Origin of the sequence: Streptomyces sp. NBC_01216 (assembly GCF_035994945.1) — a bacterium.
GTDB lineage: Bacteria > Actinomycetota > Actinomycetes > Streptomycetales > Streptomycetaceae > Streptomyces.
In genome coordinates, this window is record NZ_CP108677.1 from 407,645 (window position 1) to 428,141 (window position 20,497).

Below are 20,497 nucleotides of genomic sequence, written 5' to 3' on the forward strand. Positions count from 1 at the left end.
GACAGCCGTCGGGCCTGGCGGGGCGTGCCTCGGCGGACATGGCGGTACCCCGCCCACGGGGCGGGGTACCGCTCAGGAAGCGACGTCGAAGCCGGTCGTGACCGGGCATCAGGGGGAGCGTCCCGTGCGACGGACACGGGCACCCGCCCGGCGGACGGCCTCGGGTCGTCCGCCGGGACGGATGGTCCGCGCGGTCAGCTGGTACGGATGAAGGTCCAGGTCTGGTCGGACGCGGAGCCCTGCTGGGTGAGGGCGGAACCCCTGGTGGTACCGGAGGCGGTGACGGCCAGACCGCTGTTCTGGGCGACCAGCTTGTACGCATGGGCGCCGACGGGCTGGAGGGAGAACTTCTGGTTGGACTTGCCCGAGCCGCAGGGCCACTGGATGACGGCGGTGCCGGCCGTGGTGAAACTGCCGCGGATATCGAGGCACAGGCCGGATGCCTTGTTCTTCACCGCGTAGGTGCCGTCGGCGTTGCGCGTGAGGATCCAGCGCTGGTTGGTCCCGTGCTTGCGGTCCCACACGATCATCTGGGTGTTGTCGGCACCGGAGGAGGCGGGGTCGTCCATGACCTGTGCCGGGGTGTCCGCCAGGGCGATCTCGAAGGTGCCGTCGGTCGGCGGGGCCTGGACGGGGTCGATCGGGCCGCCGGGCGTGATGCGGTACATGGCGGTCGCGTGCGAGGCCAGGGTGGCGGACAGGGTACCGTTCGTGGCCGTGGTGGTCCCGCTCCAGAGTTCCCTGACGGTGTAGGTGGATGCCCCGGCGATACCGAGCTCGGCGACCGAGGTGGTCACGGTGACGGGCCCGGCGCTGGTGTTGGTGAGGGTCACCGACCAGTCACCGCCCTCCAGCTCACGCACGGTCAGCAGCTGGGTGTCGGACTGGGTGACGATCCTGGCGGCCTTCCCGAGACCGTCCTGGTCGACGGCTATCACTTCGTGGTTGGTCAGGATGTCCCTGATCTCGGGCGTCAGATCGGCGAGCTTGTTCCCCGCCATGAGAGGAGCGGCCATCTGGGCCCACAGGCTGAAGTGAGAACGGTACTCCTCCGGCTTCATGGACCCCACGCCGACTTCCATCATGTCGGGGTCGTTCCAGTGACCGGGGCCGGCCTGGCTGCCCAGGGGGCCGTTGATGCGGGTGATGTCGAGGACACCCATGCCGTAGGCGTTGACCCTGTTCCTGTCCCACGCGGGCGCGATGTCCTCGGTGGTCCGCCACAGGTTGGCGATGGAGGACCAGTCGTAGGTGGCGCCGGTCTTCTCGTGGAAGCTGTTGGGGTTGATGCTGTACACGATCGGGCGGCCGGTGTCAGCCAGTGCGTCGCGCATCTTGGCGAAGCCGGCGATCTGCTCGTCGAGGGTACCCTCGGAGGAGCACCAGTCGTACTTGAGATAGTCGACGCCCCAGGAGGCGAAGGTGTTCGCGTCCTGCTGCTCGTGCCCCTGGCTGCCCGTGGCGCCGGGGTACGCGTGGTTGCGCTGTGCGCAGGTCAGTGCGGTGGGCACCTGGTAGATGCCGAACTTCAGTCCCTTGGAGTGCAGGTAGTCGCCGAGTGCCTTCATTCCGCTGGGGAAGCGGTCCGGCGCCGCCCGGAGGTTGCCCGCGGCGTCGCGCTGCGGATCGAACCAGCAGTCGTCGATCACGACCGTGTCGTAGCCGGCGTCCTTCATGCCCGAGCTGACGAGTCTGTCGGCGGAGTCGCGGATGAGCTCCTCGTCTATGTGGCAGGCGAAGGAGTTCCAGGTGTTCCACCCCATGGGCGGGGTGAGGGCGACGTCGTTGTCCACGGCGGCGGCCGACGGGGCGCCGAGGGTGGAGAGGGGCACGACGGACAGCACGAGCGCCGTGGCCAGCAGTGTGGCCCTCCTGCGGCGGGGGGAGGTGCGGGGGGAGAGGCTGGGAGTGAACATGAGTCCTCTTCAGGTCGGCTGGGGATGGTCGCCCTGTGCCTTCGGCGGGCTGTGCGATCCGGTGCTCGGGCCCGCGACGGCCGACCGTCGGCGGGACGGCGAGGCGTGTGCGAGAGGCCCGCACGAGACAGCGGGCATGGTGTGAATCGGCTCAGCGTCGACTGCGCCACACAGGTCATCGGAGCGACAGAATTCAACGTGATGGCGCACATATAAACAGCAGGTATCAGGGCAGTCAAGAGCTCCGCACAGACCGTGAAAACTCGTCCGTTTCCACGCCGCCGACCAGGGAGCAAGGGCGCCCGTCGGGGTCTCGCCATGAGGCCCCGCCGCCCGGCGCGAGCCGCACACAGCGAAGCCCCCACAGCCCCGTCGGGCGATCTGCGGCCGGGCGGCGAGACCCACCCGCTCCTTTGCCGGCGTCGCGGAGGGACGATTCCACTCAGGGGGCGGCCACAGGAAGCCGACCCCTCTCCAGACCGTTGACTATTGTTGTTTTCTGTTTGAATATGCTCATCGACTTGTCGGTTCGCGCAGAACAGGGCCAGCCCCAGGGAAGGAAGTCATGAACAAGACCTCGGTCAAGCTCGCGGACGGCCGTGAGCTCATCTACTACGACCCGGAGGGAGCGCCTCCGCGTGTCGGAGCCGCCGATCCCCGTCCACTCGAGCCGGCGGCGAGCCGGTCCGAGATACGCCGCGATCCGGTCACCGGAGACTGGGTGACCATCGCCGGGCACCGACAGGCGCGCACGTACCACCCGCCGGCTGACGAGTGCCCGCTCTGCCCCTCGCGCGAGGGGCGGCTCAGCGAGATCCCGGACGCCGACTACCACGTGGCCGTCTTCGAGAACCGGTTTCCGTCCCTGGCCGCCGACGCCTCGGTCCAGGGCACGGGTCTCGCGCACCCGGTGGCCAGGGCCGCGGCCGGCACGGGCCGTTGCGAGGTCGTCTGCTTCACCGCCGCACACGCGACCTCCTTCGCCGACCTGTCCGAGCCACGGGCACGCCTCGTCCTCGACGCGTGGACGGACCGTACGGCGGAACTCTCGGCGCTGCCCGATGTCCAGCAGGTGTACGTGTTCGAGAACCGCGGCGCGGAGATCGGCGTCACCCTGGCACACCCCCACGGGCAGATCTACGCCTTCCCGTTCATCCCGCCCCGCACTGCCCGCGTGATCGAACAGGCCGGGAGGTACCGCGCCGCCACCGGCCGCAACCTCTTCGAGGACCTGCTCGCCGCCGAACGCGCGGACCCCGTACGCGTGGTGCTGGCCGGAGAACACTGGACGGCCTTCGTCCCGTTTGCCGCCCGCTGGCCTCACGAAGTGCACGTATACCCGAACCGGCGGGTCCCCGACCTGACCGCGCTCAGCGAAGAGGAGCGCGCGGAGTTTCCCCGCCTCTACCTGGAGCTGCTGAAACGCTTCGACAGGCTGTTCGTCGAAGACGGACGGCATGGGGAGGCGCAGCCGACCCCCTACATCGCCGCGTGGCATCAGGCGCCCGCCGGCCACCGGCAGGAGGTGGCCCTGCACCTTGAGCTCTTCACCATTCGCCGCACCGCGGGGAAGCTGAAGTACCTCGCCGGAGTGGAGTCGGGCATGGACGCCTTCGTCAACGACGTGGTGCCCGAGGCGGCGGCACGGCGTCTTCGTGAGGTGGCGTCGTGAGCGGGTGCCTCATGGTCGCCCAGGCCACCCGCCCGCGCGAGGGACGCGCGTGGCGAGCGAGCCACGGGAGACCGGACGACCTCGTCGTCGACGCCTCGACCTTCACCCGGAATCCGAGCACGAGAGGGCCGCACGGCTGATGCGTACCATCCGAGAAGACGCAGCCGCAGGCGTCGGGGCCGGGGTCTGGAGAGCCCCCGGCCGGGTCAACGTGATCGGTGAACACACCGACTACAACGACGGTTTCGTCCTGCCGATCGCCCTGCCCCACGCGGCCCGCGCGACGGTCAGGGCGAGACAGGACGGGGTGCTAAGCCTGTACAGCGAGCAGGGCCAGGGGCCGGCCGTCGAACTGGACGTCCGTACGCTCACGCCGGGTGGCGTGGACGGCTGGGCCCGCTATCCGGCCGCCGTCGTCTGGGCGCTGCGCGAGGCCGGGTACCCCGTCGGCGGGGCCGACGTGCACATCGACAGTGATGTGCCGACCGGAGCCGGCCTCTCCTCCTCGGCGGCGATCGAGTGCGTGGTGGCCGCCGCCTTCAACGACCTTCACGGTCTCGGCCTCGACCGCCCCGAACTGGCACGGCTGGCCCAGTACGCGGAGAACGCCTTCGTCGGCGTTCCCTGCGGAATCATGGACCAGATGGCGTCGGTCTGCGCCCGGCGGGGAGCGGCGCTCTTCCTCGACACCCGTGATCTCTCCAGCCGCCACGTCCCGTTCGACATCGAGAGCGCGGGCTTGCGGCTGCTGGTCATCGACACCCGGATGAAGCACGACCTCGCCGATGGCGAGTACGCGAAGCTGCGTGCCGCGTGCGCGCGTGGCTGCGGTCTGCTCGGGCTGCCCTCCCTGCGTGACCTGGACCCCCGGGATCTGCCGGCGGCACTGGCCCGGCTGCCGAGGGACCTGGTCCCGCTGGTGCGGCACGTGGTGAGCGAGAACACGAGGGTGGAGCAGGCGGTGGCCCTGCTCGACGCCGGTGAGCCACGGGCCCTGGGGCCCGTCCTGACCGCCGGACACCTCTCCCTGCGTGACGACTACGGTGTCTCCTGCTCGGCGACGGACCTGGCCGTGGACGCGGCGGTGGAAGCCGGCGCGCTCGGGGCCCGGATGACCGGCGGTGGATTCGGTGGCTCGGTGCTGGCCCTCGTCGACACCGGCACGGCTCTCACCGTCGCCGGCGCGGTGAAGAGGGCCTTCCGGCGAGCGGGCCGCAGGATCCCGCGGATCTTCGCCGCCTCCGCCTCCGCCGGCGCACGGCGCATCACCTGACGAGCCGAGCCCGCCGGTGCTCAGCGGCCCCCGGCCGGCGCCGACCGTCCCCGCCCCCTCCCGGCGGGGCGGGAGGCTCCCGCGCGGGGGCCTTCCGCGTCTCCCCCGCGGACGCCACCGGGACCGGACGCGCGGTGAGCGCCCCTCCCCCGCGGGGTGCCGTGGGGGTCCACGTCTCCGTGGCCGTGCCCGCGCGCCGGAGGACGCCTCGTTTCCGGGGAGGGTGTCGCCCTTCGGTGTGCCCGCGTACGCGTGCGCCGGGCCCGGCCGGCTCTCTACGCCGAGGCCAGGGCACCGGTGACGAGCGCGCGCGCTTCTGTGACCAGTTGCGCGAGGTGGTCGGGGCCGATGAAGCTCTCGGCGTAGATCTTGTACACGTCCTCAGTTCCGGACGGACGTGTCGCGAACCAGGCTTTGTCGGTGCACACCTTGAGGCCGCCGAGGAGAGCTCCGTTGCCCGGAGCCTCGGTGAGCACCGCGGTCACCTTCTCCCCCGCGATGCGATCGGTGCGGACGTGCGTGGCCGACAGCGCCGTCAGGGCGGCCTTCTGGGCGCGGTCGGCCGGGGCGTCCACGCGTGTGGAGGCGGGTTCGCCGAACCGGCTGGTGAGGTCGGTGTAGAGAGCGGACGGGCTGCGGCCGGTGACCGCCGTCATCTCCCCGGCGAGCAGGGCGAGCAGGATGCCGTCCTTGTCGGTCGTCCACACCGAGCCGTCCCGGCGCAGGAAGGTCGCGCCGGCGGACTCCTCCCCGGCGAAGGCCATCGCGCCGCGACCGAGACTGTCGGCGAACCACTTGAACCCGACCGGGACCTCCACGAGGCCGCGGCCCAGGTCCGCCGCCACCCGGTCGATCATCGAGGAGGTGACGAGGGTCTTCCCGATAGTCGCCTCCACCGGCCAGCCGTCGCGATGCCGTCCCAGGTACGCGAGGGCGACGGCGAGGTAGTGGTTGGGGTTCATCAGGCCCCCGTGAGGGGTGATGACGCCATGGCGGTCGGCGTCCGCGTCGTTGCCTGTGCAGAGGTCGTAGTCGTCCTTGCGCTCGGCCAGCGGGGCCATCGCTTGGGGAGATGAGCAGTCCATGCGGATGGCGCCGTCCCAGTCGAGCGCCATGAAGCGCCAGGTGGGATCGGTGACCGGGTTGACGACCGTCAGGTCCAGGCGGTGCGTCTCGGCGATCCTGTGCCAGTAGGCCAGGGACGCGCCGCCGAGGGGGTCGGCTCCGATGCGCAGGCCGCAGGCACGGACGGCGTCGAGGTCGACGACGGACGGCAGGTCGTCGACATAGGCCCCGAGATAGTCGTGGCGGACGGTGGCGTCCCGCACGGCACGCGGGTAGGGGATCCGGCGCACGTGCTCGAGTCCGGCGGCGATCAGCGTGTTGGCACGGGCCTCGATCCAGGCGGTGGTCCGGGAGCCGGCGGGACCCGCGTGCGACGGGTTGTACTTGAACCCCCCGTCGCGAGGCGGGTTGTGCGAGGGTGTCAGCACGATGCCGTCGGCCGGTGGGGCGCCGCGGCGGCCTCGGTTCCAGCGCAGGATCGCGTGGGATACCGCGGGTGTCGGAGTGGCTCCGCCCTCGCGGTCCACCATCACGGTGACCCCGTTGGCTGCCAGGACCTCGATCGCGGTGACCCGGGCCGGCTCGGACAGCGCATGGGTGTCGGCGCCGAGGAACAGTGGCCCGGTGACGCCGTGGGCCGCCCGGTAGTCGCAGACGGCCTGGGTGGTGGCCGCGACATGGTCCTCGTTGAACGTCGTGTCCAGAGACGAGCCGCGATGCCCGGACGTGCCGAACGCGACCCGCTGCGCCGCCAGCTCCGGGTCCGGCCGCAGGGTGAAGTACGCCGTGATCAGTGACGGTACGTCGATCAGATCGTGTGCGAGCGCGGGCTTTCCGGCTCGGGGATGCGTCATCGCGAGGTCCTCGGTGGGGTGTCGGCGGGTGCGCCCGTGAAGGGCGTGCTGGATGGGGCGAACGCGTCGGGGGACGACCGGAAACGCCCTCGGGGCGAGCCGCCGACGAGTGGGGCGGCCGGACTCAGGGACGTACGGGCGCGACCGCCCGGCCCAGGGCCGGCTCTCAGGGAGCGGGACGACGCCCGGAGAGCCGGGCGGAGGAGCCGACGGCCGAACCCACTCGCTCGCCGGCGGACTGAGATTATTCAACGTAACTCACCATAGTCAAACATTCGGTGAGTGCGCCGCCCCGGCTGTGGCAGGCCGCACCGCTCGCACTCCCGAGCCCGCCGGGTGGAACCGGCGGGTCCGGCGACCGGCGCGCGGGCCCGTTCCCCACCCCGGCCACGCCCCCCCACACCGCCCCGACGGGCTACCCGGCGGACTACCTATCCGTCATGCCTCCCCAACCCCCCACACTCCCCGGACGAGACCGAAACGTCACCACAATCCCCTCCCGGCGACACGGACCCGGCGACAGGCACAGGGAGACCATGGGCGGGCCACCGGAGGAACGCCACACGCGAGCCCTCCGCCGGACGCGCGGCACCCCCGGGCCCCCGCCCCGCGGCCTTCCCCCGCCGCGCCCGAAGGGCGCCACGCCATGACACCGGGAGAAAGACACGTGACCGTCCCTCACCACCGCGCCGGCCCGCACCCCCTCCTCTGCCGAGTGAGCATGAGCGCGTCCGGAAGGAGTCCACGCGCGGTTCGCACCGGGGTCAGGCGGGAGGTCCGACGTGGACGCCACTCCGGGGAGGTACCCCTCCCGCACCGGGCGGATCCGCCGACTGACGACCAACCACGCCCAGGAGCAGTGGAACTGACGTCTCCTCAGGAAGGAGTCGCCGGCCGTCGGCACGACCACCCCGCCGGATGGTCACAAGGTGATTTCGGCCGACGTATCGACTTGACGTCGGCCGGTAACCCGGCTGTCATATGTTGCATCACGTTCGAACATGTTGATTCGTGGGTGATTTCTGTGTGGGATCGGTGTACGCGTAGCCGATGGTGTCCCCTCCCGCTCACGGCCTGGCGTCGCAGCGACGCCATCTTTCCCCCGCACCACGCGCCGTCTCCGGCGTACGCTCGAAGGAGCTCTCCATGATCCGCACCACCGCCAGCCGCGCCGTCATCGCGACGGGCCTGCTGCTCACTCTCGGCCTGACCACCGCCTGTTCCACCGGTCAGGAGTCAGCCAAGGGCGCCGACGACGCCTCTCCCGCCACGGTGAGCGGCACGATCTCCATGACCTACCTGCAGAAGCAGGGTGACCAGGAGTACTTCGTCGGCGAGGCAGCCGGAGCGAAGGCGAAGGCCGCCGAACTGGGCGTGGACCTGAAGGTCGTGAACCTCGGAAACGACGCCAACAAGACGATCAGCGAGGTCCAGGCGGCCATCGCGCAGAAGACCGACGGCATCATCGTCGTCGTGCCGGACCCGGCGGTCGGCCCGCAGGTCGTCCAGGCCGCGAAGGACGCGAAGGTGGCCCTGCTGACCTCGGACGACCAGATCTGCACCAACGGCCCCGACCCGTCGGCGTGCGCGAAGGAGGACCTGGTGCCGCGAATCGGCTTCTCCGGTGAGCAGATGGGCGGCGAGGTCGGCAAGCGCGCGGCCGAGGAGTTCCGCAAGGCCGGCTGGAACCCCGCCGAGACCAGGACCATCTCCGCCTGGAAGCAGGACGTCACCGTCTGCGGCGACCGCGTGAAGGCCGCCAAGGAGACGTTCTCGGCCGCTGTCCAGGGCGTGCGGAACATCGACGTCGCCACCGACAACACTCCCACCGGCGCCCAGGACAAGATCGCCGCGACCGTCACGGCCAACCCCACCGTCAAGAACTGGGTGATCTGGGGCTGCAACGACGAGAACGTCCAGGGCGGCGTCACAGCGATGGAGAACGCCGGCATCGGATCCGACCGGGTGATCGGCGTCGGCCTCGGCGCCTACCTCGCCTGCAAGAACTGGGACGGCGGCAAGCCCTCCGGTATGAAGGCCGCGCTGTTCATCAACGGCAAGGACGTCGGTGCCCTCGCCGTCCAGACGATGTACGACAAGATCAAGAACGCCAAGGCATTCCCGCAGGAGGCGTTCGCGCCGACCACCATGGTCGACGCGGTCGGCTGGAAGTCCGCCGGCGTCACCTGCAGCTGACGCCTCCGAACGGGCCCGCCCCGACCCTCCCCCGTCGGGAGCGGCCCTCGCCCCTCCGGCCCCGGTTCCCTGCACAGCCGGGGCCGGAGGCGGCACCACCCTGCCGACCCGCCCTTCGAGGGGACGTGCCAGCGGACGCGGCGCGCTCCTGCACGACGGGCCCTGCCACCCTCCCGCACGACCGAAGGCAGCCATCATGAGTAGAGCTCACGACACGAACCCGTATCCCCGCCCGCCCACCGCCCCGCAGTCCCCCGCCGGCGCCGGCGCCGGCGTACGGCACGTCTCCAAGCGGTTCGGTGCGGTGTGTGCTCTGGAGGACGTCACCCTCGACTTCCCGGCCGGTCAGGTCACCGCCCTGATGGGCGAGAACGGTGCGGGGAAATCCACCCTGCTGAAGATCCTCGCGGGTGACCACCAGCCGACCGAGGGCAGTGTCGTCCTGGACGACCGGGCCGCCCAGCTCTCCTCTCCCACCGACGCCCGCCGTCTGGGCATCCGGATCATCCCTCAGGAACCGGAGATCATCCCGCATGTGTCCGTCGCCGAGAACGTCTACGCGGGTCTTCTGCCCCGCAGAGCCGGGCGTCGTCTGGACCGCGCCGAACTCCGCCGCCGCGTCACCGCCGACCTGCGGCGGCTGGGTTTCGACAAGGTCCTCGACCCGGACCGGCTCGGTTCGCGTCTGACGCCCGCCCAGCGCCAACTCGTGGAGATCCTGAGGGCCCTGACCGGGGGTGCGAAGGTCATCGCCTTCGACGAGCCCACCTCCTCGCTCTCCGAGCACGAGGTCGAGGCACTGTTCACGCTGATCCGCCGGCTGCGGGACGAGGGCGTCGCCGTCGTCTACGTCTCCCATCGCATGCAGGAGATATTCCAGCTCGCCGACCGCATAGCGGTCCTGCGCGACGGCACCGTCGCCGGAGTGCAGAAGGCCGCCACCACGAACGAGGGCGAACTCGTCCGACTCATGGTCGGCCGTGACCTGTCCACGATGTTCTCGCGCACACGTGTGCCCACCGGCCGCCTGGTGCTGGACGTCCGCGGCCTCACCACCGACGACGTCACCGGCATCGACCTGCGGATCCACGCCGGGGAGGTCGTCGGCCTGGCCGGGCTGGTCGGCGCGGGACGCTCCGAGATGGCCCTCGCGCTCGCCGGCGACCGGCCTGTCCGCTCCGGCACGGTCACCCTCGACGGCAAGGTCCTGCCCTCCGGTGATCCTGGCGCTGTCATCCGCGCGGGCCTCGGTCTGGCCCCCGAGGAACGCAAGGCACAGGCGCTCTTTCTGCACCGCTCGATCCGCGACAACACGTCCACCGTCGTCCTCGAGCGCCTGCGTCGGCTGCGTTTCGTCCGGCGGGGCGCGGAACGCGAACTCGCCCAGCGATACACGGATCGCCTGCGGGTACGCACCCCCTCCATCGAGCACGAAGTACGCAAGCTGTCGGGCGGCAACCAGCAGAAGGTCGTCCTCGCCCGCTGGCTCGCGCGCAAGCCCAAGGTCCTGATCCTCGACGAGCCCACCCGCGGCATCGACGTCGGTGCCAAGGCCGAGATCTACCACATCATCGCCGACCTCGCAGCCGAGGGCATCGCCGTTCTGGTCATTTCCTCCGAACTCCCCGAGGTGATCGGCCTCGCCGACCGCGTCGTCGTCATGCAGAACGGACGCGTCACCGGCGAACTCGCCCGGGACCAGGCCACCGAGGAAGCCATCCTCAACCTCGCCATGGCCGACGACCTCGCCTCTGCCCCCACCTCTGGAGCAACCTCATGAGCGCCACCGCCAAGACCCCCACGACCGCGGGAACACATCGTGGCCCCGCCCCGGGCCGGTTCGCGTTCCTGACCGCGTCGGGAGGCGGGCAGAACCTCAGCCTGATCGGCGCACTGGTCGTGGTGCTGGTCCTGTTCGGCGTCCTCAACGACAACTACCTCAGCGTCTCCAACGTGCAGGTCATCGCTGAGCCCGGATCCACCGGTTGATGTGCGGCGGTGACGTTGCCGGGAACGAGGAAGTGCCCTGTGACCTGCGATGATGGGAGTTCTCACGCTTCCAGCACGCACGACCAACAGGGCACTTCTGAGATGCAATCTTCCCATGCCGCGGCGAAGGTCTCCGCACGGTTCGATGATCCGAATCTGATCGCGTACGGCGGGCTCGCGCCGCTGGTGCGCCTGGCCGAGCGGTGCGGCCTGCCCGGCCTGGTCGGCGAGATGATGCGGCTGCCGGCCTCGAAGAACGGCACCGGTTCCTTCCCGGCCGCCAAGTCGATGGCGCTCATCGCGGGCATGGCCGCGGGCGCGGACAGTATCGACGACATGGACCGGCTGCGGCACGGCGCGATGCGGCGCCTGTTCACCGGGGTCCGCGCCCCGTCGACCCTCGGCAGCTTCCTGCGGTCCTTCACCCACGGGCACGTGAAGCAACTGCACGCCGTCGCCCGCCGGTTCCTGCCTCGCCTGGCCGCGCACACCCCGCTGCTGCCCGGCGCCGACACGGTCGCCTACCTCGATCTGGACGACACCATCAAGCCGGTCCACGGCTATGCCAAACAGGGCACCGGTTACGGATACAACAAGGTCAAGGGCCTGAACGCGCTGATCGCGACGCTGTCCACGCCGCTGGCCGCCCCGGTGATCGCCGCAACCAGGCTGCGCAAGGGCAGCGTGAACTCGGTGCGCGGAGCCGGTTCGTTCGCCGCCGAGGCGGTCCGCACCGCCCGCGCGTCCGGTGCGACCGGGATGCTGACCGTGCGGGCGGATGCGGCCTACTACGCCGCCGAGGTGATCGCCGCCTGCCGCGCGCTCGGCGCCCGCTTCTCCGTCACGGTGCGGATGAACGCCTCCGTCAAGCAGGCCATCGCCGCTATCGACGAGACGGCCTGGACGCCGATCAAGTACCCCAAGGCGGTGTGGGACAGCGAGGAGGAACGCTGGATATCGGACGCCGAGATCGCCGAGATCGAGTACACCGCCTTCACCTCGAAACCGAAGAAGCAGCAGGTCACCGCCCGTCTCATCGTGCGACGCGTCAAGCGCCTGAACCCCGCGACCGTGCCCGGGGGCCAGGGCGAGCTGTTCACCGCCTGGCGCTACCACGCCGCGTTCACCGACAGCACGCTGCCGCTCATCGACGCCGAGCGTGACCACCGGCGCCACGCGATCGTGGAACAGGTGATCTCCGAGCTGAAGAACGGCCCGTTCGCACACGCCCCCTCGGGCAGCTTCCAGGCGAACGCCGCCTGGCTCGCGCTGGCCGCCCTCGCCTTCAACCTGACCCGCGCCTGCGGAACGCTCGCCGGCACCTTTCACGCCCGCGCGACGTGCGCGACCATCCGTGATCACCTGGTCAACGTGCCCGCCCGTCTGGCCCGTTCGGCCCGCCGGCTCACCCTGCACCTGCCCGAACGCTGGCCCTGGCACGACGCCTTCGAAGCCCTCTTCAACACCTTGCACACCCCGCCCCAACCGACCTGACCTGCCCGTATCTGACCCGCCCGCCAGGGCCCGAGAGCTGTGGACATGTGGAAAAGCTGGGCAGACCAGCGGCCACCCCATGCCCGCCGCCAGACGCATCGCCTCGATCACCGAAAACGATCACTCACGAAACGAGCCGGTGGATCCGGGCTGAGGCGGCCACCATCACGGGCCTGCTCGCCATCGTCCAGACCGTCGTCATCATCTGCGGCGGCCTCGACATCTCGGTCGGCTCCCAGACCGGCGTCGCTTCCGTCGTCAGCGCCATGGCCTTCACCGCCACCGGGGCCAACGCCTACCTCGGCGTGGCCGCCGCCATCGGCGTCGGCCTCCTCATCGGTGTGCTCAACGGCCTGGTCATCGTCTACGGGCGTGTCAACCCCACCATCGCCACCCTGGCCGGCCTCGCCGCCTACAAGGGTCTCGCTCAACTCCTCTCGGACGGGCGCGCGCAGGGCTACGTCCTCAACGACGGCATCTTCGTCTTCCTCGGACGCGGCAAGATCGCCGGAATCCCGGTCATGGTCTGGATCCTCATCCTCACCGCCCTCGCCGTTCACGTGCTCCTCAAGTACACCGACATCGGCCGCAACCTGTACGCCATCGGCGGCAACGACACCGCCGCGCGCCTGGCCGGCATCAACATCAACAAGTACCTGATCGCCGTCTACGCCCTGATCGGCATCGTGGCCGCCATCGCGGGCATCCTCCTCACCGCCCGTACCGGGAGCGGCCAGCCCGTCTCCGGCAGTGAGGGCCTCGAGCTCAAGGCCATCACCGCCGCCGCTCTCGGCGGCGCCGCCCTGAAGGGCGGCAAGGGCGGCATCGGCGGCACCCTCCTCGCCGTCGCCCTCCTCGGTGCCCTCGAGAACGGACTCACCGTCCAGGGCATCAACTCCTTCTGGCAGAACGTCGCCCAGGGCGCCCTGCTGGTGATCGCCGTCGTCATCCAGCAGCGTCGCAGCGGTGAGCGCGCGATCGGCCTGCCCGCCTGACCGCCGCCCCGACGGGGTGGGGTCGCCGAGGGTCGACCCCACCGCCGAAGGCTGCCGGGCCCGGTAGGGCCCGGCAGCCGCACATCCGCGCCCCGACCGCCCTGTCCTGTCCAGACGCGCGGCCTGCCGGCCAGGCGATACGCGCCCGGCCGACAGGTGTCCGCCTACCTCGGGTGTCAGGAGCACCACACTCGGGCGTCGGCCCAGTCCGCGTGGTCGGATCCGATGCTCCCGTCGGAGTCCTCGACACGGAGCCGCAGGAGTTCCGCTCCGGTGGTGTCGACGTCGACGGTCGCCGCCACCTGGCCACCGACGAGCTTCGGTGTGGCGGTTCTGAACGTACTGTCGGTCCAGACCTTGAAGATCACCGATCCGTTGTCCCCGACCTCGTCATCGACACCGACGGTCGCGGTGAAGCGGGTGCACCGCCGGCCCAGATAGATCAGCACCTCGCTGGTGGCGTGCGCACCGAGCCCTCTGGCATAGGGGACGCCGCCGATCCGCAGCGGCCGGCCGTCGTGGGCCCTGTCGCCGCCGTTGCTCGTGTCGCGCTCGACCGGTCCGTAGCCGTTCCTCTCGACGAGGAAGGGCAGCGTGCTGACATGGGTGTCCGACGTGGGTGCTCGCAGACCGTCCGCCGGGTTGGCCACGATCCTGGTGTCGGACAGCCGTCCGCCGGTGCTTCCCTCCTGCCGGTAGGTGGCGTCGGCGGTGAAACGGGTGACGCCCGGGAGCGTCCCGCCGGGGGCGGTGACATTCCACGTGGCGGTCAGCGAGTCGCCCGCCGCGAGGTGTGCGGCGGTGACGGCGCCGACGGCCTCAGCCGTCCAGCCGGGCGGCAGGTCCAGGCCGAGTCCGACGTCGGAGACGTCCCGCCGTCCGACGGGCACGGAGAAGGTCGCGGAGACGCCGACGGTGCCGGAGGCCGCGGCGGTGTCGGGGGCGTCCAGGACGAGTGCGGCCGTGCGCTCCCCCGGCATGCCGTAGGTCGCGGCGTCGTAGCCGGGGCCGGCGACCGGTTCGGGGTCCAGCGGGGAGAGGGTCGTGCCGAGGTTCTCCAGGGTCACCGTGCCCAGGCCGCCGCCGGCCCCGTCCTCGTTCCCCACGGCGATGGCGATGGTGTTCTCGCCGTGGGGCGCCAGGATGCCGTTGGGGAGCGGGAAGACGTGCTGCGGCCCCCTGTGGTTGATGTAGGTGCCGAGGAGCCAGCCGTTGACGTAGATCAGCGCCCGGTACCTGCGGCCCGGATCGTCGACGATCTTCAGTCCGACGGAGGTGTCCTGACCGGCGGGCAGGTCGAGGGCGGCCGTCGTGCGGTACCAGGAGACGCCGGGGGTGGCGTCGCGGGTGGCGGGTCCGGTCGTGCTCCAGTCGCCGTCCGGGAACCCGGGCAGGGTCCATCCGGCCCTCTCGCCGTACAGCCCGCCGGTGTTCATCGGGCCGCGCGCGGTGTCGACGAGGCCCTCGCCGCCCCGGGCGCCCTGGATCCGCCAGGTCACGGTGGGCACGGGCGATCCGCTGACGAAGGCTCCGGTGAGACCGCGGGCCTCCTTGTGGTAGTCGTTCGTGCCCGGGTTCTGGTTGTGACCGTTGTTCGAGACCAGTACGGACACCACGTTGTCACCCGATGTCCTCAGCACGCCGTGCGGGAAGGCGAACTTCCGGGGACCGGCGCCGGCGCTGCCGAGGAACGTGCCGTTCAGCCATACCGAGAAGACACCGCCCCCACCGGTCTGCGCGAAGAGCGTGACGCCGTCCACACCCGTGCCCTCCCCCGCCTTGAAGCGGCCCCGGTACCAGACGTCGCCGTAGTGGAAACCGTAGTCGTCGCAGAACAGCACGGGGAGCGTGGCCGGCTTGGTGATGCTGTGGGACGTGGTCTTGTCGGCCACCTTCCAGGCGGCGTCGTCGAACCCGGGCTGCGCCTCGGGTGAACCCGCCCGGTGCTTCCATCCGGTGAGCGCGGGGAGGGTTACCGGGGCCGGACCGGGCAGCCTGCCGGCGGCGGAGCCGCCGGGGCCCGGCCGGGTGGCCAGCGGTGCTCCGTTCCAGGTGATCGGCGCGCTTCCGTTCGCATAGACCTCGACGGGCTGGGCCGAGGAACTGTCGCCGGTCAGGTCGAGGCCGCCGGATCGCGCGGTGGCCGTGCGCAGCAGGTCGCCGCCGTGAACGAGGACGGGTCCGTTCGCGGTCTGGGCCCGCCAGAACGTCTCGGCGTTCCGGTCGTCGCCCAGCAGCAGCAGGAGGGGCCGGGGGCCGCCGGTGACCAGGACCCGGGAGAGGCCGGTGTGGGTGTAGTTCAGGCGCAGGTCTCCGGTGGCGGTGTCCCAGGTGTGCGCGACGTCCCCGGCCAGGACCTGGACGGCCGGCCGTCGGGGAAGGCTGAGAACGGTCTCCCCGTCCTGGCCGTGCCTGCCGTAGAGCACGGCGACGTCGCGTCCGCCGATCTGTGCGTGCGTCATGATCTCGGAGGTGGAGTACTGGAGCCGGGTGTCGCCGAGCCGGTAGTCGGCCACGAGGATCTTGGAATCGCGCCCGGCGAGGGTGATCGAGGTCCCGGCCTTCTGCGGGACGGTCGTGTACGCCCGGCTGCCGGTCGCGTCGACGGCGTCGACGGAGACGAAGGAGCCGATGGCCGCGGGGTTGTGCGCCCCGGTGACCACGATCTTCAGCTGGTGGTCACCGGGGCTGAGGCCGTCCTTGGCGAAGAGCACCCTGTCCTTGGCCTCGGGCCTGCCGTAGGTGTCGACGGAGGCGGTCCTGACGCCGTCGACGTAGACGTCGGCGATCCCGTGGTTGGCGGCGAGGGAACCGATCCAGCGCACGGCGGTGCCGGTGAAGGGCACGGTGAGGCTGTCGCCGGCCCTGTTCGAGAAGGATTCGGTGCGCAGGAACTCGCCCGCCGTGTAGCTCATCTCGTCGCCGACGTGCCGCCAACCTCCCGTGTACCGGAGCCGGTCGGTGTCGCTGTCGTCGTGGGTGTACCCCGAGCCCCGCCCGCTGGTGGTCAGCTCCATGTGCGTGGCGGCGGTCGCGGCCGAGGTGGAGTCGGTGTGGCGCAGGACGTGGAACCGGGTGGCGGTGTCGGGGTTGACGCGGACGGTGCCGGTGACCGCCGGGTCGGTCAGCGTGGCGGCCGGCGCGGCGTCGGTCTTGGCGAGAGGGCTGACGCTCTGTAGGAAGTAGCCGATCAGCTTGTTCTGCCGGTACCGGTCGGTGAGCTGCCGGGGCTCGGTGATCGCGGCCCCGTAGTCGTACGAGGTGTAGGTGCCCGAGACGGCCTGGCGGCCCCAGTTGGTGCCGCCGTACAGCATGTAGAGGCTCTGCAGGGTGGCACCGGCGGCGATGTTGTTCTTGTAGAAGACCGAGGCGAAGTCGGCGCCCATCTTCTCGCGGCAGGTGTCGCCGTCGGAGCCGCCCCAGTAGGTGATCGAGCCGCCCTGGAACTCGGGGAGGTACAGCGGCTTGCCCGGTCGGCGGTAGCCGGCCATGTCGTCCTGGACCGGCTTCCAGTCCGGGTCTTCGCAGTCGAACCCGAGCGGGTACTTGTCGACGCCGTCGATGTCGAGCGCACCCGTCCCCTCGTTGTACGACGCGTAGTTCGCCGGGTTCGCGTTGAAGTGGATGTGGTTGCCGGTCAGCGGCACGGTGATCCCGTCGGCGCGGGCCTTGTCGCGGAGGTGTGCCACATAGGCGCGGTCGGCTTCCGTGTAGTGGTAGAACTCGTTCTCGACCTGGTAGGCGATGACGGAGCCGGTGCCGTTCTCCAGCTGGTGGCGGGCCAGGATCGGGTTGATCCGGTCGAACCACTCGTCGACGGCTGCCAGGTAGTCCGGGTCGGTGCTCTTGCCGCGCCCCGGCTCGACGCCCAACCACGCGGGGAATCCGCCGCTGTCGACTTCCGCCTGGATGTAGGGTCCGGGCCGGGCGATGACGTACAGGCCGACCTCATCCGCGATGTCGAGCAACTCGTCGACGTCGCGGACACCGGTGAAGTCGTATACGCCCTTCGAGGGCGAGTGGTACGCCCAGTCGAAGTAGAGGGAGACGGCGTTGAATCCGCCGGCCTTCATCTTCTGCAGCACGTCCCGCCACAGGTCTGGGCTGGGGAGGCGGAAGTAGTGGAACTCGCCCGCCCAGATGAAGGTGCGACGACCGTCGATCATGAGCGAGTAGCCGTCGTAGCCGACGTCGTGGGCGAGGGCCGGGTCCGCCGACACGGCGGTGACCGCGGCGACCGCGGCCGGGGCGGACCCGGGGGCCGCGGTGCCCGCGAGGCAGCCGGCGGCCAGGGCCGCGCTCATCAGCAGGGCGGTCATCACCCTGGGGTTGGTTCCGGGCATCAAGCCTCCTGTGGAAGAGGGAGAGCGGGCCGAGGGCGTGCGAGGCCGCCACGCCGGACCGTGCCCGACGCGGGTTCCCGGGGTTCCGAGGGGGATCGAGCAGACGATCGCCCGGCGGTGGGGGCACCCTCGGCCGCGGCACGCGGATGGCCGCCGCCGCGGTCCGCGTGACGGAGGGAAGGTCCCCTCAGGCGGCCTACCCACGAAAACGAACGAACAAATACCAACGCGGTGGTGGAATGATGAGAGCGTGACCGCCAGCGCGGCGTCAAGGGGGCGTGCCGCGGGGAGTGCTGACTCCGCGGATGCCCCTGTGCGGGTCCGCACACCGCGCCACACCCGGGGAATCCCGCGAAAGAGCCCTTGAGCTGTGTCGTTCCCAAGCATCGGCGATGAGGCACCCCGGTCCGGTTCTGGGAGGGGGTGATGGGAAGCGCCGCTCACCCTTGACAGTCGCAGCGGTCACGGCGACGCTCTTCACTGCTCGATTCCGTTGGATTCGGTGCCTTTATGTGCCGTCCGTGTCCCGGAGGATCTCTTGGCTCTGATCACCCGCAAGAACCCGCGCGCCCTCGTCGGCCTGGCGGCCGGCCTGGCCCTGGTGAGCGGCCCCATGGCCGCCGCCGTCGGTATCGACCTGGCGACCGCCTCCCCGGCCGCCGCGCTCCAGAACTCGCTGGCCCGCACGCCCCAGATGGGCTTCAACAACTGGAACTCCACGCACTGCCGCGCGGACTTCGACGAGGCGATGGTGAAGGACATCGCGGACCTGTTCCTCTCACAGGGCCTGAAACAGGCCGGCTACACCTACGTCAACCTCGATGACTGCTGGGCGCTGCCGAACCGTGACGCCCGCGGCGATCTCGTCGCCGACCCTGTGCGGTTCCCCCACGGCATCAAGGCGCTGGCCGACTACGTCCATTCCAAGGGCCTGAAATTCGGGATCTACTCCAGCGCCGGCACCCGGACCTGCGACCGCAACGGCTTCCCCGGCGGACTCGGACACGAACAGCAGGACGCCAACCTCTGGGCGTCCTGGGGCGTCGACTACCTCAAGTACGACAACTGCAACAACGAACAGCTCGACGCCGAGACGCGCTACCGGGCCATGGGCGACGCCCTCAGGGCCACCGGACGCCCCATCCTCTACGGCATCTGTGACTGGGGTGGAAGCACGCCCTGGACCTGGGCCGGCGACGTCGGCAACTCCTGGCGCACCACGGGTGACATCTCCGACAACTGGCAGAGCATGATCGCCATCGCTCACCGGAACCAGCCCCTCGCCGCCTATGCCGGCCCCCACTCCTGGAACGACCCCGACATGCTGGAGGTCGGCAACGGGGGCATGACCGACACTGAGTACCGCACCCACTTCAGTCTCTGGGCCCAGATGGCGGCGCCGCTCCTGATCGGCACCGACCTGCGCGAGGCGACCCCGGCCACCTACGAGATCCTCAAGAACGCCGACGTCATCGCCGTCGACCAGGACCCGCTCGGCCGGCAGGGCACCGTCCTCTCCGACGCCGGCGGCCTGGTGGTCATGAGCAAACCGCTCGCCGACGGCAGTCGCTCTCTCACCCTCACCAACGAGACCGACACGGCGCGGACCATCTCCACCACAGCCACCGCGGCGGGAATCGGCGGGGCCAGGTCGTACGAGGTGAAGGACCTGTGGTCCAGGGAGGTCACCACCTCCCGCGGCACCATCAGCGCCACGGTGCCCTCCCACGGCACCGCGATGTTCCGGGTCACCCCGACGTCACGCACCGCCCTGCCCGCCGGGGTCTTCGACCTCGGCGACCTCGCCTGGACGAAGGCGGACAACGGCAGCGGCCCGGTGGAACGCGACCACAGCAACGGCGGGCGGGCCCCCGGCGACGGCAGGCCGCTCACCGTCAACGGCGTCGTGTACCGCAAGGGCCTGGGTGTACGGGCCGGTTCGGACATCTCCTACCACCTCGGCGGCACCTGTCGCAGGCTCACCGTGGACGTCGGTGTCGACGACGAGGTGTCCACCGGACGGGTGCGCTTTCGCGTCTACCGCGACAGGACGCTGGTCGCGGACAGCGGACCGCGCACCGCCGCCCAGCCCGCGCTGCGCCTGACCGCGGACATGACAGGCGGCAGGAAACTGCGCATCGTCGCCACCTCCCCCGGCGGAAAGCGCACCGGCCACGGCGACTGGGGCAACCCCCGGCTCGCCTGTGGCAACGGACCGGTCCCCGGCACGCACGCCCTGAGCGGCCTGGACTGGACCTCCGCGACCAACGGCTGGGGGCCGGTCGAGCGGGACCGGAGCAACGGGGAGACGAAGGCCGGCGACGGCGGTGCGCTGACCGTCGGCGGCACCGTCTACGCCCAGGGCCTCGGCGTCAACGCCCCCTCCACCCTCACCTACTACCTCGGCGGCACGTGCACCGGCCTGACCACCGACGTCGGCATCGACGACGAGGTCGGCGCGAGGGGCTCGGCCGTGTTCCGGATCCACGTGGACGGCCGTGAAGTCGCCGCCAGCGGCCGGCTCACCGGCGAAGACGGTTCCGTCCGGCTGACCGCCCCGCTCACCGGCGCGTACGAACTCACCCTCCAGGTCACCGACGGCGGTGACGGAAACTCATACGACCACGCAGACTGGGGAGCGCCCCGCCTCACCTGCTTCTGACCGGCGCACGACACCGGCCGCCCGCTCTCGCCGAGGCG

12 protein-coding genes are annotated in these 20,497 nt (G+C 70.7%); 8 read left to right on the forward strand and 4 right to left on the reverse strand.

The window, feature by feature from the left end; genetic code table 11:
• Positions 1-194: 194 nt before the first annotated feature.
• Positions 195-1,916 (reverse strand): alpha-galactosidase, encoded by a 1,722-nt coding sequence (locus OG393_RS01780; RefSeq protein WP_327372729.1) that lies wholly within the window; start codon positions 1,914-1,916, stop codon positions 195-197.
• A gap of 565 nt (positions 1,917-2,481) precedes the next feature.
• Here OG393_RS01780 and galT point away from each other — a divergent pair.
• Positions 2,482-3,588 carry a galactose-1-phosphate uridylyltransferase gene (gene galT / locus OG393_RS01785; RefSeq protein ID WP_327372730.1) on the forward strand — a complete coding sequence of 369 codons (1,107 nt, stop codon included), beginning with the start codon at positions 2,482-2,484 and terminating at the stop codon, positions 3,586-3,588.
• Between the two features lie 139 nt (positions 3,589-3,727).
• Positions 3,728-4,861 (forward strand): galactokinase, encoded by a 1,134-nt coding sequence (gene galK, locus OG393_RS01790; RefSeq protein ID WP_327372731.1) that lies wholly within the window; start codon positions 3,728-3,730, stop codon positions 4,859-4,861.
• A gap of 275 nt (positions 4,862-5,136) precedes the next feature.
• Here galK and pgm read toward each other — a convergent pair whose 3' ends face one another.
• Complete coding sequence (pgm, locus tag OG393_RS01795) at positions 5,137-6,780, reverse strand: phosphoglucomutase (alpha-D-glucose-1,6-bisphosphate-dependent) (RefSeq protein ID WP_327372732.1); 1,644 nt, start codon at positions 6,778-6,780, stop codon at positions 5,137-5,139.
• A gap of 1,146 nt (positions 6,781-7,926) precedes the next feature.
• On the opposite strand from pgm, the gene OG393_RS01800 reads away from it, so the two are divergent.
• From OG393_RS01800 to OG393_RS01815, 4 genes are all read left to right on the forward strand, one after another.
• Positions 7,927-8,976: a substrate-binding domain-containing protein gene (locus OG393_RS01800; RefSeq protein ID WP_327372733.1), complete on the forward strand. Its 1,050-nt coding sequence runs from the start codon at positions 7,927-7,929 to the stop codon at positions 8,974-8,976.
• Between the two features lie 196 nt (positions 8,977-9,172).
• A complete protein-coding gene (locus OG393_RS01805; RefSeq protein ID WP_327372734.1) occupies positions 9,173-10,756 on the forward strand; it encodes a sugar ABC transporter ATP-binding protein in 1,584 nt (527 codons plus the stop codon).
• Complete coding sequence (locus OG393_RS01810) at positions 10,753-10,965, forward strand: hypothetical protein (RefSeq protein WP_327372735.1); 213 nt, start codon at positions 10,753-10,755, stop codon at positions 10,963-10,965. Before OG393_RS01805 ends, OG393_RS01810 begins: the two co-directional genes overlap by 4 nt.
• Positions 10,966-11,067: 102 nt before the next feature.
• Entirely contained in the window at positions 11,068-12,459 is a 1,392-nt protein-coding gene (locus tag OG393_RS01815; protein WP_327372736.1) for an IS1380 family transposase, read from the forward strand.
• Between the two features lie 124 nt (positions 12,460-12,583).
• Here OG393_RS01815 and OG393_RS01820 read toward each other — a convergent pair whose 3' ends face one another.
• On the reverse strand, positions 12,584-12,727 hold the full coding sequence (locus OG393_RS01820) for a hypothetical protein (RefSeq protein ID WP_327378623.1): 144 nt from the start codon (positions 12,725-12,727) through the stop codon (positions 12,584-12,586).
• Between OG393_RS01820 and OG393_RS01825 the strand changes: the two genes are divergently transcribed.
• A complete protein-coding gene (locus OG393_RS01825; RefSeq protein ID WP_327378277.1) occupies positions 12,663-13,454 on the forward strand; it encodes an ABC transporter permease in 792 nt (263 codons plus the stop codon). The genes OG393_RS01820 and OG393_RS01825 overlap by 65 nt on opposite strands.
• Positions 13,455-13,630: 176 nt before the next feature.
• Here OG393_RS01825 and OG393_RS01830 read toward each other — a convergent pair whose 3' ends face one another.
• Complete coding sequence (locus OG393_RS01830; RefSeq protein ID WP_327372737.1) at positions 13,631-17,797, reverse strand: beta-galactosidase; 4,167 nt, start codon at positions 17,795-17,797, stop codon at positions 13,631-13,633.
• A 613-nt stretch (positions 17,798-18,410) separates the two neighbouring features.
• Here OG393_RS01830 and OG393_RS01835 point away from each other — a divergent pair.
• Positions 18,411-20,459 carry an NPCBM/NEW2 domain-containing protein gene (locus OG393_RS01835; RefSeq protein ID WP_442817392.1) on the forward strand — a complete coding sequence of 683 codons (2,049 nt, stop codon included), beginning with the start codon at positions 18,411-18,413 and terminating at the stop codon, positions 20,457-20,459.
• Positions 20,460-20,497: the final 38 nt, after the last annotated feature.